The sequence below is a fragment of the Pseudomonas sp. B21-059 genome (assembly GCF_026016285.1).
Lineage (GTDB): Bacteria > Pseudomonadota > Gammaproteobacteria > Pseudomonadales > Pseudomonadaceae > Aquipseudomonas > Aquipseudomonas danubii.
In genome coordinates this window covers 2,242,038-2,254,523 of sequence record NZ_CP087201.1, presented here as the reverse complement: position 1 = coordinate 2,254,523, position 12,486 = coordinate 2,242,038, and the positions used below count along the sequence as shown (strand labels likewise).

At 58.0% G+C, this 12,486-nt stretch carries 10 protein-coding genes, 4 tRNA genes and 1 pseudogene; 4 read left to right on the top strand and 11 right to left on the bottom strand.

Annotated elements, in window-relative coordinates:
* Positions 1–92: 92 nt before the first annotated feature.
* The 3 genes from LOY69_RS10300 to LOY69_RS10290 all read right to left on the bottom strand — a co-directional run bounded on the left by LOY69_RS10300 (position 93) and on the right by LOY69_RS10290 (position 2,930).
* The gene (locus LOY69_RS10300) at positions 93–1,559 is read right to left on the bottom strand and encodes a carbohydrate-binding protein (protein ID WP_413787141.1); all 1,467 of its coding nucleotides are present in this window, start codon (positions 1,557–1,559) and stop codon (positions 93–95) included.
* A 45-nt stretch (positions 1,560–1,604) separates the two neighbouring features.
* Complete coding sequence (locus LOY69_RS10295) at positions 1,605–2,234, bottom strand: lytic polysaccharide monooxygenase auxiliary activity family 9 protein (RefSeq protein WP_102863640.1); 630 nt, start codon at positions 2,232–2,234, stop codon at positions 1,605–1,607.
* Between the two features lie 345 nt (positions 2,235–2,579).
* Positions 2,580–2,930, bottom strand: a complete 351-nt coding sequence (locus tag LOY69_RS10290) for a hypothetical protein (protein ID WP_102882495.1) — start codon at positions 2,928–2,930, stop codon at positions 2,580–2,582.
* Positions 2,931–3,239: 309 nt separating this feature from the next.
* Between LOY69_RS10290 and LOY69_RS10285 the strand changes: the two genes are divergently transcribed.
* The 3 genes and pseudogenes from LOY69_RS10285 to LOY69_RS10275 all read left to right on the top strand — a co-directional run bounded on the left by LOY69_RS10285 (position 3,240) and on the right by LOY69_RS10275 (position 5,810).
* Positions 3,240–4,373, top strand: a complete 1,134-nt coding sequence (locus LOY69_RS10285) for an RNA ligase RtcB family protein (RefSeq protein WP_265074455.1) — start codon at positions 3,240–3,242, stop codon at positions 4,371–4,373.
* Positions 4,373–4,990, top strand: a complete 618-nt coding sequence (gene prfH, locus LOY69_RS10280; protein WP_265074454.1) for a peptide chain release factor H — start codon at positions 4,373–4,375, stop codon at positions 4,988–4,990. The genes LOY69_RS10285 and prfH overlap by 1 nt, the downstream gene beginning before the upstream one ends.
* A 218-nt stretch (positions 4,991–5,208) precedes the next feature.
* A pseudogene (locus LOY69_RS10275) lies at positions 5,209–5,810 on the top strand (CatB-related O-acetyltransferase).
* A gap of 186 nt (positions 5,811–5,996) precedes the next feature.
* Here the strand turns inward: LOY69_RS10275 and LOY69_RS10270 are convergent.
* A tRNA-Val gene (locus LOY69_RS10270) sits at positions 5,997–6,073 on the bottom strand.
* Between the two features lie 187 nt (positions 6,074–6,260).
* Here LOY69_RS10270 and LOY69_RS10265 point away from each other — a divergent pair.
* Positions 6,261–7,544, top strand: coding sequence for an NAD(P)/FAD-dependent oxidoreductase (locus tag LOY69_RS10265; protein ID WP_170002263.1), 1,284 nt, complete (start codon positions 6,261–6,263; stop codon positions 7,542–7,544).
* 207 nt (positions 7,545–7,751) lie between these two features.
* On the opposite strand, the gene LOY69_RS10260 is transcribed toward LOY69_RS10265, so the two are convergent.
* The 7 genes from LOY69_RS10260 to LOY69_RS10230 form a co-directional block, all read right to left on the bottom strand.
* Positions 7,752–7,828: transfer RNA gene (locus LOY69_RS10260), tRNA-Asp, on the bottom strand.
* 101 nt (positions 7,829–7,929) lie between these two features.
* A tRNA-Asp gene (locus LOY69_RS10255) sits at positions 7,930–8,006 on the bottom strand.
* Positions 8,007–8,064: 58 nt separating this feature from the next.
* Positions 8,065–8,140, bottom strand: a tRNA-Val gene (locus LOY69_RS10250).
* A 125-nt stretch (positions 8,141–8,265) separates the two neighbouring features.
* Positions 8,266–9,042: an SDR family oxidoreductase gene (locus LOY69_RS10245; RefSeq protein WP_102882498.1), complete on the bottom strand. Its 777-nt coding sequence runs from the start codon at positions 9,040–9,042 to the stop codon at positions 8,266–8,268.
* Positions 9,039–10,250 (bottom strand): O-succinylhomoserine sulfhydrylase, encoded by a 1,212-nt coding sequence (locus LOY69_RS10240; protein WP_102882499.1) that lies wholly within the window; start codon positions 10,248–10,250, stop codon positions 9,039–9,041. Before LOY69_RS10240 ends, LOY69_RS10245 begins: the two co-directional genes overlap by 4 nt.
* Before the next feature lie 36 nt (positions 10,251–10,286).
* Positions 10,287–11,792, bottom strand: coding sequence for an amidophosphoribosyltransferase (gene purF / locus LOY69_RS10235; protein WP_102863649.1), 1,506 nt, complete (start codon positions 11,790–11,792; stop codon positions 10,287–10,289).
* Positions 11,793–11,833: 41 nt separating this feature from the next.
* Positions 11,834–12,391, bottom strand: coding sequence for a CvpA family protein (locus LOY69_RS10230; RefSeq protein ID WP_016968003.1), 558 nt, complete (start codon positions 12,389–12,391; stop codon positions 11,834–11,836).
* Positions 12,392–12,486 lie beyond the last annotated feature (95 nt).

The following is a 12,486-nucleotide window of genomic DNA, read 5'->3' as shown; positions in this document are numbered from 1 at the left end:
GACAGCCTTCAGGAAAAAAAGGCGACCCGCATTCGGATCGACAACATCCGTGCGGGCCGCCTTGCCGCTGAGAAAAACAACGACGTCACTGTTCAGCCATGACGCTCCAGCAACACCTTGCTCCAGAGGGTGAAAGCCACGGAGGGCGTCCATGCCGGGTTTGAAGTGTGCTCTTGAAGGCAGAGATAGTGATTGCCCTCGTAGCTCACTCCGTCCTCCCGGAGATAGCGTTGACTGCTACTCCACTCAGGAAAGCTCGGATCGACGGCGCCACCCGCAGTCCTGACACTCAGGCTGCGACTGGGCAACGATTCACGACCCTGAGTATCAGTGGCCGTAACGAAGTAACTGTACTGGGTATCGGCACTCAGCCCCTTGTCTTCAAAGCCCAGGGAAGTCGACTGGCCCACCGCATTGCCATCGCGATACAGGGTGTAGAACTCCACCGGACGCACACCACTGGAGGCGCCCCAGCTCAAGGTGACACTGCTACGAGTAGCTCCCAGCACCTGCAGGTTGCCAGGTGCCCCGGGACGCTCGGGCTCTGCGCCATCGCCATGGATCAACGGCGCATAACGGTTGCGGAACTCCCAGTTGTACGGCACGCCTTGCCGACTGACTCCGGCATCCCAGTTCACCGACCAGGTCATCAAGCCCTTGATGGCATGACCAGCATCCTGCAGCCGCTTGAACGCATTACTCACAGCCGCGGGATCGATGACATAGCCCGTGGCCGCGGCATCGACGTTGCTGGGCAAGCCGATTGCCAGCTTGTCCGCCGCAATCCGGGTGTAACCGCGAGAGCCCGAAGCCAGGCTGTCGGTCAGGTAGAACAGGAAGTCCTCCTTCATCTGATCATTGTTCTGGGCAATCCAGGCGCCCTGCCCGCCATTGGCCTCCGGCACCCAGAGTCCATCGCCACCCTGGTTGTAGTATTGCGGCGCGACAAAGTCGTAGTAGCCCTCCAGGGCTTGCAGGTAAGCCACGTACTTACCATTGCTGGTCAGGTACGGAAACTCCGGCGCCATGCTGATGATGAAATGCTTGCCCTGACCGGCATAGTGATCCTTCACCAGCTTCAAGGCTGCCGGCAACACACTCTTGTTGTCGGCATAGTCGATTGCACTCTGCTCCAGATCGATATCCAGGCCATCGAAGCCGTAAGTCTCCACCAGACGGATGATTTCGTTGGCCAAAGGCTGCTCGTCGCCCTTGCGCAACTCGATATGCGCATCGGCACCACCCAGGGAAATCAGCACGACGCGCCCCTGGCTGTTGAGCACACCGACCTGACGCCGGAACTCGGTGTCCGAGAGGTTGTAGGGCTTGAAGGTGGGAATGCCGTTGCCCTTCATGAAGGCCACCGCCACCACGTTGTACTCCTTGGGGACATCCAGCAGGCTCAGATTGGCAAATTGCCCCTGCTGATAACCGTCGGCAGAACCGGCGGCCCAGTTATGCCAGAAGCCCATGAGGATCTTCTTGCCGGCAATGCTCGGCATCATGGAGGCCGCATCGGCAGCTTGACTCTTGTTTAATGCAAAATCGATTTTATTCACGCTCTAATCCTTCAGAACTGTTAAAGGGGGCTGCACGACCGAGACTTACTTGAAGTCCAGATCGAAGGCCTGATAAAACCCGTTTCCGGTATTGGCGACAACCCACACCAGCACCACAACATGGTGGCCTTTCTTGTTTTTTGGCAGCACAACTTCATGATTAGTCTTAGCCTTCAATACCGAGCCAAACTTGTCGAATGGAACTTCGGTATAAAAATCCTGATAAAAAGCCTGAGGCTCCAGTTGTGCACGGCTGATGCGTTGCTTCGGGTCCCAACCATCTTTAGTGATGAACCAGCTGTAGCCACGAGTGACGTGAGGCGCGGTGTACTCCCATTGCACCCGGAATACCTGACCGGGGTCCACATTGAGCAGCGGCCAGCTGAAGGCACGATTGATTTTCTTCGACATTTCCTCGTTGGTGAAGTTGATGCAGTCGCGCTCATCCACCTTGCCACCACTGAGAATGTGGCCATCTGCGGGAGGTACCGCGCTCCCGACATCGCTGTCGTAAGGTTTCGGGAAAGGCCCGGCGGTCAGAGCCGGAAAGTTTTTCCCGCCTTCCATTTCATTCACCTGCCAGGTTCCCAGCAATCCCAGCTCTACTGCAACCGCACCACGACTGGAAGGCGAAACAACGCGACCATGTTTAACTTGAGCTTGTGGCTTGTTCATATCTTTCACTCCATTGATTAAGTAAGTCTTGCTCCTTGTTGAGCACCTTTAACTTAGCGCACTTTTCTCGTTTTTTTCACCACGTCACAAACTAACCATCCAGAACAATTTACACAATTCAGCGCCAGCCCTATTAAATACTAGACTTCTTTATTTGAACTGACACTTTAAAGAGTCAATGTATTACACGCTTTTCTACACTAAAACTCATACTTTCTGCCGAGAGAAAATATCAAGCCATACAACTTGCGTTGAAAACACGGCACCCAGAAACAACAAAACCCGGCGATTGCCGGGTTTGCTGACAGAAAGGCTGAGCGCCTACACCTGAAGCGCTGCCTGGGCTTACAGACAGGTCGCCAACGCGGCCAATCGACGCTTCGAAACAGAGCTGTCCTCGATCGCGTAATAGTGGACAGCGGTGCCCGAGGGCTCGGCCTTGATATCCACGAAGACTTCAGCTGCACGGGTATACACCGTATATCCGCCTACCTTGCCAGCTTGCAGGTAGGCAGCCGCATCCACACCAAAGACCGCCTCATCCTGCCAGGCGAACTGTACGCATTGCGCCACCAGTTGATCGGCCTTGGCCGAGGTCAGGGTCTTGTTGGGCGTTCTTGTCCGGGCATCGTCCATGGTGGAACTTGCACAGCCGGCCAACAACACCGCAACCATCACCGCCATCAAAACCCGCATGCTGCCACCTCGTCCATAAAACGCGAGAGTATCGCTCACACGGCGGAGAAAAGGCGTTTGAGCAGAAGAAAAAAAGCCGCGATGCCAATTGCCTTTTGTTTACAAACCCCATTGCAAGGCCTCAGGCAAAGGATTAACCTTCGCGCCCCTTCCCACACTTTTGCCAAGGAGATCCACCATGCAACAGCTGATCACCCCTTGCAGGACGTGCCTGGTTTAAACGCTATATCCGCTACCCGTTAGCGCCTTCGCTTAACCCCGCTCCGTCCTGCCACTACCTGAATATTTTTTTCCAATCAGGAATTGGACATGGACACTTGCATCCGTCATTTGTCGAATGGCGTCTCTCTTATCGCCTCCGACACCACCTGGATCGAAGACAAAGCGCTCCAGCAACTGCACACCACCGCCCAACTGCCCGGCATGCACCAGGTCGTCGGCATGCCTGACCTGCACCCAGGCCGAGGCTACCCGGTGGGTGCAGCATTTTTTTCCACTGAGGTGGCCTATCCGGCACTGGTGGGCAACGACATCGGCTGCGGCATGGCGCTGTGGCAAACAGACCTCTCCAGCAGCCGCCTCAATCTCGACAAGCTGGAAAAGAAAATCGGCAATATCGATCTCCCTCTGGATGAACAGTGGGATGAAGAACGTGCCCAGCTGGGCCTGCCCCTCACCGGTCACGAGCACTCACTGGGCACCATTGGTGGCGGCAATCACTTCGCCGAGTTGCAGCAGCTCGATCAGGTGTACGACACCGCAGCCCTGCTGGCTCTGGAACTGAATCCGAAAGCCTTGTTGCTGCTGGTGCATAGCGGCTCTCGCGGCCTGGGAGAGGCCATACTGCGGCGCCATGTGGATCAGCACGGGCACAACGGCCTGGAGATGACCAGCGCCGCTGGCGTCCAGTACTTGCAAGAGCATGATGAGGCCCTGCGCTTCGCCGAAGCCAACCGACGACTGATTGCCGAACGCCTGCTGCACAACCTGCGAGCCAGGGGGCACGCCGCTCTGGACATCAACCACAATCTGGTGTCCCCGGCGAATATCGATGGCGTCGAGGGCTGGCTGCATCGCAAGGGCGCCACACCATCGGACCAGGGCCCAGTGGTCATTCCGGGCTCCCGGGGTGACTACAGCTACCTGGTACAGCCCACTCCGACGCCTGTCAGCCTGTTCTCCCTGGCCCACGGCGCCGGACGCAAATGGCTGCGCAGCGACTGCAAGGGCCGGCTGGCGACCCGATTCAGTTTCGACCAGCTCAAGCGCACGCAACTGGGCAGCCGAGTGATCTGCGAAGACCGCGGATTGATGTACGAGGAAGCGCCCGAAGCCTACAAGAGCATCGACAGCGTAGTGGGCAGCCTGCGGGACGCCGGCCTGGTAAAGGTCATCGCCCGGCTCAAGCCGGTACTGACTTACAAACGCCGGGGGTGCTGCTGATGCTGCTGTTACAGCTGTCCTCTGCCCAGGGGCCTGCCGAGTGCGAGCTGGCGGTGACCAAGGCCTTGCGCCTCCTGTATCGCGAAGCCGAGGCACAAGGCGTACGTACCAGCCTGGTCGAACAGGTACCCGGCCAAACCCGGGACACCCACAAGTCGGTCCTGATCAGCCTTGATGGCGAACAGGCTGCAAGACTGGCTGAACGCTGGACAGGCACCCTGCTCTGGACCTGCAAAAGCCCGTGTCGCCCTGGACACAAACGCAAAAACTGGTATTTCGCCGGACAACTGTTCAAGGCTCCACAAGACAGCATGGACGGCGAAATCCGCTTTGAAGCCATGCGCGCCTCGGGTCCGGGCGGACAACACGTGAACACCACCGACTCCGCCGTGCGTGCCACGCACCTGGCAACTGGAATCAGCGTGAAAGTGCAGTCCGAACGCAGTCAGCACGACAACAAGCGCGTTGCTCGCCTGCTGATCCTGCAGCGTCTGGCGGATCGGCAACAGCAATCCGAGGAAGCACTGCGTCTGCAACGCCGCGACGCCCACCACCGAGTGGAGCGCGGCAACCCGGTACGCAGTTTCAACGGCAACGCGTTCATAACCCAAGACTGACCCCCGGCCACGGGAGCCGGCCATCACGACGGCTCCCTGCACCAGAAGTTGGCGAGCTTCGCCTGCGAAAACAGGGAACCGCACGTAAAAAATCCTCAACCCGCTCGCCAACAGGACCGCCACCCACAACAAGAACCGTGGACGGCAACGACCAGGACAATTGAAGACACGGCGTAAAAACCTTGATGAACAACTATTTTTAAAGCCCCTTCAAAGGCATCCCCCTTGATCAGCAAGTAACCCACCCGGATATCCAGGTGGGCCGCTACAGCTACTACTCCGGCTACTAGCACGATCACAGCTTCAATGACTGCGCAAACGACCTTCTTCATGATGAAGGCGCAGACCAACTGATTATCGGCAGCTTCTGCTCAATGGGCTCAGGAGCGGCATTCATAATGGCCGGCAACCAAGGGCATAGGAATGCGCGGATCAGCACCTTCCCTTCTATTGGATGTCCGAAGAGCCTGCGTTCACAGGCGCACAAAACGGCTACGAAGCCGCTGGGGACACGGTGATTGGCAATGATGTCTGGATGGGTTCCGAAGCCGTTGTCATGCCCGGCATCAAAATCGGAGACGGTGCAGTGATAGGCACCCGCGCCCTGGTGACACGAGATGTCGAACCTTAGGCAATCGTCGGCGGCAGTCCTTTGAAGACGATCCGTAAACGCTTCGACGAACGTAGCATCGAGAGGCTTCTGGCGATGCCGTGGAGGCACCGGAGCGACGACCAGTTAAAAGTGGTAATGCCACTGATGACCAGTAGCAATATCGCGGCGTTGTTTCCGCACTGGCAGGAGTTCGTTCGAACGCCCTGACCCGACACCCCCAAGCGGCCCGCTCACACTCCGGCCGCCATCAGGACAAGAAGCGCCATGCGGAAAAACAGTGATCGCACCGAAGTTCTGAAGAGCGCCTCGCAATACAATTAAGACGCCCAAAGCAAAAAGGGGCTCACCTTTCGGTGAACCCCTTCTAGACCGCCCAGCAGAGCGGATTTTGTTTGGTAGGCGCGATTGGACTCGAACCAACGACCCCCACCATGTCAAGGTGGTGCTCTAACCAACTGAGCTACGTGCCTGCTGTGAGGCGGCATTCTACGGAATTCCAAAGGGGTGTCAACACCTTTTTTGCAGCTAAGCCTATGAATATGCGAATTTTTTAATTTCGCGGCCACGAAGAAGTTTTTCTTCCTGTCTGGTAGCGGATTTTCAACTCAGGTAGCATCGACGCACTCGTAAAATATATTAAACACATGAGGTCGCAGGATGGCGAACATTCCCTACCCACAGTCTTATTACGCTGCTTCCGCCAATGCGGCCCCGGAACGCCCACAATTGCAAGATGAGGTTGAAACCGACGTCTGCGTGATAGGCGCAGGTTACACCGGCCTGTCCAGCGCCCTGTTTCTTCTGGAAAACGGCTTCCGGGTGACCGTGCTCGAGGCCGCCAAGGTCGGCTTCGGCGCATCCGGGCGCAATGGCGGGCAGATCGTCAACAGCTACAGTCGCGACATCGATGTAATCGAACGCACTGTCGGCCCCAAGCAAGCACAACTGCTGGGCCAGATGGCATTCGAGGGCGGCCGTATCATCCGCGAGCGCGTCGCCAAGTATCAGATCCAGTGCGATCTGAAAGACGGGGGCGTGTTTGCCGCACTGACCAGCAAGCAAATGGGTCACCTGGAGTCGCAGAAGCGTCTGTGGGAGCGCTACGGCCACACTCAGCTGGAGTTACTGGACGAGCGGCGGATTCGTGAAGTCGTAGCCTGCGACCAGTACAAGGGCGGCATGCTCGATATGAGTGGCGGCCACATCCACCCGCTGAACCTGGCCCTGGGTGAAGCGGCTGCCGTGGAATCCCTGGGCGGGACCATTTACGAACAATCCCCAGCGGTACGCATCGAGCGCGGCGTCAGCCCCGTGGTACATACCCCGCAGGGTAAAGTCCGCGCCAAGTTCATCATCGTCGCCGGCAACGCCTACCTGGGCAACCTGATTCCGGAGCTGGCAGCCAAATCCATGCCGTGCGGCACCCAGGTGATCACCACCGAACCCTTGGGCGATGAGCTGGCAGCCAGCCTGCTGCCCCAGGACTACTGCGTCGAGGACTGCAACTACCTGCTGGACTATTACCGCCTCTCCGGCGACAAGCGCCTGATCTTCGGCGGCGGAGTAGTGTATGGCGCCCGTGACCCGGCCAATATCGAAGCGATCATCCGGCCGAAGATGCTCAAGGCCTTCCCGCAGCTGCAAAACGTGAAGATCGACTACGCCTGGACCGGCAACTTCCTGCTAACCCTGTCGCGCCTGCCACAGGTTGGTCGTCTGGGAGACAACATCTACTACTCCCAGGGCTGCAGTGGACACGGCGTGACCTATACCCACCTGGCGGGCAAGGTCCTGGCAGAAGCCCTAAGAGGCCAGGCAGAGCGTTTTGACGCCTTCGCCGATCTACCCCACTACCCTTTCCCTGGAGGCCAATTGCTGCGCACTCCATTCACTGCACTAGGAGCCTGGTACTACAGTCTACGAGACAAGTTCGGCCTCTGATAAACGGCCTTTCTGCCACCATAAAAAAACCGCCCAACAGGCGGTTTTTTATGCTCGGACATTTCCACTCAAATTGCACAACTGCACCAAGCTCATTGCAAAAACAAAAAACCCCGGTCTTTCGACCAGGGCCTTTGCTATCTATGCGAATCAAGCCTTTGGCTTTCTTCGTTGCTTCAAGGCGTTCAGTGGTCCTTGAAACTGATATGGCGCAGCGGACGGGACTCGAACCCGCGACCCCCGGCGTGACAGGCCGGTATTCTAACCGACTGAACTACCGCTGCGTATCGCTTGGACTTGCGTCCATGTGAACCGTTTAAATCGTCTGACTAAAAAGCTTTTTGACTTTTCAATCTCAAACCAGGTCAACCTGATCTGGAAAATATGGCGCAGCGGACGGGACTCGAACCCGCGACCCCCGGCGTGACAGGCCGGTATTCTAACCGACTGAACTACCGCTGCGCGTCGGTTGGAGGCTTCCTTGGAAGCTTCCGCCTTTCTCTCGAAAGACTCTCAGGAATGGTGGGTGATGACGGGATCGAACCGCCGACCCTCTGCTTGTAAGGCAGATGCTCTCCCGGCTGAGCTAATCACCCTTTGCTTCGCTGAGGCCGCGAAATTTACGCAGGTACCGAAGCTAAGTCAATAGCAGGCTTGAAGTTTTTTTCAGAAACAGCTGCAAGCGACACACTGTGAGGCTCAGGCAAAAGCCAAGACCGCATCATCCCTGATAAATCATTTTCTTGGTCATGCCGCCGTCCACCACGAACTCTTGACCAGTAACGAATCCCGAGTTGCGCGACAGCAGCCAAGCCACCATCGCTGCCACGTCCTCCACCGCCCCCACCCTGCCCGCTGGATGCTGGGCGTGATCAGCATCAGACAAAGGCTCGGCGCGTCGCACCGCTGGATCACGAGCGTCGATCCAGCCAGGACTCACGGCGTTGACCCGAATTTCCGGCCCCAGGCTAATTGCCAGGGCGTGAGTCAAGGCCAGCAAACCACCCTTGCTCGCCGCATATGCCTCACTGTCGGGCTCCGATTGCCGAGCACGAGTAGAAGCCAGGTTGACGATAGAACCGCCATGGGCACGCAGATAAGGCGCGCAATGCTTGGCCAGCAGCATAGGGCCGCCAAGATTCACCGCCAGTACCCGATTCCAGTAGGCCAGGTCCAGGCTTTCCAAGGTGATGTTGTGCGGATCGGCCACCGCAGCATTGCAGACCAGGGCATCCAGGCGCCCAAACTGCCCCAGCACCTCGGCAACCCCTTGAGCCACCTGCTGCTCATCCGCCACGTCCATGGTGATGAACCAGGCATTCTCACCCAGCACCTTGGAAACCTTGGAACCGCGCTCCCGATCCAGATCGGTCAGCACCACTTGCCAGCCTTCACTGATCAGCCATGCAGCGATCCCCAGGCCAATGCCCCGCGCCGCGCCGGTGACCAGCGCAACACGACCATTAACGCCACCCTGAGGCGTGGACAACTCGATCACAAGGCTGCCAGACCGCGAGCCAGGTCGGCCTGCAGGTCAGCCACATCCTCCAGCCCCACCGCAATGCGGATCAGACTGTCACGAATACCGGCAGCCTCACGCTCCTGAGGCGCCAGACGCCCGTGGGAAGTGGTGCTCGGATGGGTAATAGTGGTTTTGCTGTCGCCCAGGTTGGCAGTGATCGAAATCAGCCGAGTGGCATCGATAAAGCGCCAGGCGCCCTCTTTACCGCCCTTGACCTCAAAGCTCACCACCGCACCGAAACCACGCTGCTGGCGCTTCGCCAGCTCGTGCTGCGGATGACTGGCAAGACCGGCGTAGTGCACCTTCTCGACACCATCCTGCTGCTCCAGCCATTGCGCCAGGGCCAGGGCATTGGAGCAGTGGGCACGCATCCGCAAGCTCAGAGTCTCCAACCCCTTGAGGAAAATCCAAGCATTGAACGGACTCAGGGTCGGCCCTGCAGTACGCAGGAAACCCACCACTTCTTTCATTTGTTCGCTGCGGCCGGCCACCACACCGCCCATACAACGGCCCTGACCGTCAATGAACTTGGTCGCCGAATGCACCACCACGTCCGCGCCAAGCTTCAGCGGCTGCTGCAACGCAGGGGTACAGAAACAGTTGTCGACCACCAGCATCGCGCCCTTGGCATGCGCTACCTCGGCCAGTGCGGCGATGTCCACCAACTCGGCCAAGGGATTGGATGGCGACTCGACAAACAGCAATTTGGTGTTGCTCTTGATTGCCGCATCCCAGCCGGACAGGTCCGCCAGGGGTACGTAATCAACCTCAACACCAAAACGCTTGAAGTACTTCTCGAACAAGCTGATGGTCGAGCCGAATACACTGCGTGACACCAGCACGTGGTCCCCAGCACTGCAAAGACTCATCACCACCGAAAGAATGGCCGCCATGCCAGTAGCCGTGGCGACTGCCTGCTCCGCCCCCTCCAGCGCCGCGATTCGTTCTTCGAACGAGCGCACCGTCGGGTTGGTATAGCGCGAATAGACGTTACCAGGAACCTCGCCGGCGAACCGCGCAGCCGCATCGGCGGCTGTACGGAACACATAGCTGGAGGTAAAGAACATTGGATCACCGTGCTCGCCTTCCGGCGAGCGGTGTTGGCCGGCGCGCACCGCCAGGGTATCGAACGCTACGCCTTCAAGGTCGCTGTCCAGCCGACCGGCATCCCAATCCTGACTCATGCCGCCTACTCCTAATGTCTTCTTAAATGCTCTGGATCAGTTGTTGTACAGATCGATGATGGCGCTGACTGCCTGAGTCTTGGCCTTGGAGGCATCATTACGAGCGTCCTCGATCTTGTTCAGATAGGCCTCATCCACATCGCCAGTGACGTACTTGCCATCAAACACGGCGCAATCGAAGCTCTCGATCTTGATCTTGCCACCACCGACCGCTTCGATCAGGTCTGGCAGGTCCTGATAGATCAGCCAGTCGGCACCGATCAGGTCCGCCACATCCTGGGTCGAACGATTGTGGGCAATCAGTTCATGGGCGCTTGGCATGTCGATGCCGTACACGTTCGGATAGCGTACAGCAGGGGCCGCCGAGCAGAAGTAGACGTTTTTCGCGCCGGCTTCACGGGCCATCTGGATGATCTGCTTGCAGGTGGTGCCACGGACGATGGAGTCATCCACCAGCATCACGTTCTTGCCGCGGAATTCCAGCTCAATTGCATTGAGTTTCTGACGCACGGATTTCTTCCGCGCCGCCTGGCCCGGCATGATAAAGGTGCGACCGATGTAGCGGTTCTTGACGAAACCTTCGCGGAACTTGACGCCCAGATGGTTGGCCAACTCCAACGCCGCGGTACGACTGGTGTCCGGAATCGGGATCACCACATCAATATCGTGCTCCGGACGCTCGCGCAGGATCTTCTCGGCCAACTTCTCGCCCATACGCAGACGCGCCTTGTACACCGAGACACCATCAATGATCGAGTCAGGACGAGCCAGATAAACGTGCTCGAAGATGCACGGAGTCAGCTGCGGGTTGGTGGCGCACTGCCGGGTGTAGAGTTTGCCTTCTTCAGTGATGTAGACCGCCTCGCCTGGAGCCAGGTCGCGAATCAGAGTGAAGCCCAGCACGTCCAGGGAAACGCTTTCCGAGGCAATCATGTACTCCACGCCTTCGTCGGTATGACGCTGGCCGAAGACAATCGGACGGATACCGTGTGGATCACGGAAACCGACGATGCCGTAACCGGTGATCATGGCCACCACTGCGTAACCACCGACACAGCGGTTGTGCACGTCAGTCACCGCAGCAAACACGTCTTCCTCGGTAGGCTGCAGCTTGCCGCGCTGGGCCAGCTCGTGAGCGAACACGTTGAGCAGCACTTCGGAGTCGGAGTTGGTGTTGACGTGGCGCAGATCGGACTCATAGATCTCCTTGGCCAACTGCTCGACATTGGTCAGGTTGCCGTTGTGCGCCAGGGTGATGCCGTACGGCGAGTTGACATAGAACGGCTGAGCCTCGGCCGAAGTCGAACTGCCCGCAGTCGGGTAACGCACATGGCCAATACCCATGTGACCGACCAGACGCTGCATATGCCGCTGCTGGAACACATCACGAACCAGGCCATTGTCCTTGCGCAGGAATAACCGGCCATCATGGCTGGTCACGATACCGGCAGCGTCCTGGCCGCGGTGCTGGAGGACGGTTAGCGCGTCATACAGCGCCTGATTGACGTTCGACTTACCGACGATACCGACGATGCCACACATGCGACGCAACCCCTACTTAATGAAACTGAACTGAACACATCTTACTGAGGCGTTTTGGCCGGTAAGAGGTGCTCCTTGAACGGTATTTCAGCGGGTACGCTGATACCGCTGGCCAGCCACTGACTGCTCCACCCCAGAATGAGGTTCTTGGACCAGTCTGCAACCAATAGAAATTGTGGCACCAGTCGCGACTGTTGCCACCAGGAATCCTGCTGAACCGGCCCCAGGCTCAAGAGCCCGACGGCCACGACCACCAGCAACGCGCCACGCGCCGCGCCGAAGGCCATGCCGAGAAATCGATCGGTTCCGGAGAGACCGGTGACACGAATCAATTCGCCGATGAGATAGTTGACCATTGCCCCCACCAGCAAGGTGGCGACAAACATGATTGCGCAGCCCGCGATCACGCGAGCCGAAGGAGTTTCGATATAACCGCCGAGGTACTCGGACAGTGAGCCACCAAACATCCAGGCAACGACTCCTGCGATGATCCAGGTAAGCAACGACAAGGCTTCTTTGACGAAACCGCGGCTCAAGCTGATCAAAGCGGAGATGGCGATTATTGCAACGATCGCCCAGTCAACCCAGGTAAATGGCACAGTGCAGCCTACAGACGGATAAGGCGGCGTATTTTAACAGAGCGCTTGGCTGTCGGTAAGCTGCGATTCACTGTGCTTTTGAAATCAGCCAGATA

Bases quoted from the DNA above. Each gene is read 5' to 3' on its own strand.
- LOY69_RS10295 (WP_102863640.1), bottom strand. From the start codon at position 2,234: ATGAACAAGCCACAAGCTCAAGTTAAACATGGTCGCGTTGTTTCGCCT.
- LOY69_RS10290 (WP_102882495.1), bottom strand. From the start codon at position 2,930: ATGCGGGTTTTGATGGCGGTGATGGTTGCGGTGTTGTTGGCCGGCTGT.
- LOY69_RS10285 (WP_265074455.1), top strand. From the start codon at position 3,240: ATGGACACTTGCATCCGTCATTTGTCGAATGGCGTCTCTCTTATCGCC.
- prfH (WP_265074454.1), top strand. From the start codon at position 4,373: ATGCTGCTGTTACAGCTGTCCTCTGCCCAGGGGCCTGCCGAGTGCGAG.
- LOY69_RS10265 (WP_170002263.1), top strand. From the start codon at position 6,261: ATGGCGAACATTCCCTACCCACAGTCTTATTACGCTGCTTCCGCCAAT.
- LOY69_RS10240 (WP_102882499.1), bottom strand. From the start codon at position 10,250: ATGAGTCAGGATTGGGATGCCGGTCGGCTGGACAGCGACCTTGAAGGC.
- purF (WP_102863649.1), bottom strand. From the start codon at position 11,792: ATGTGTGGCATCGTCGGTATCGTCGGTAAGTCGAACGTCAATCAGGCG.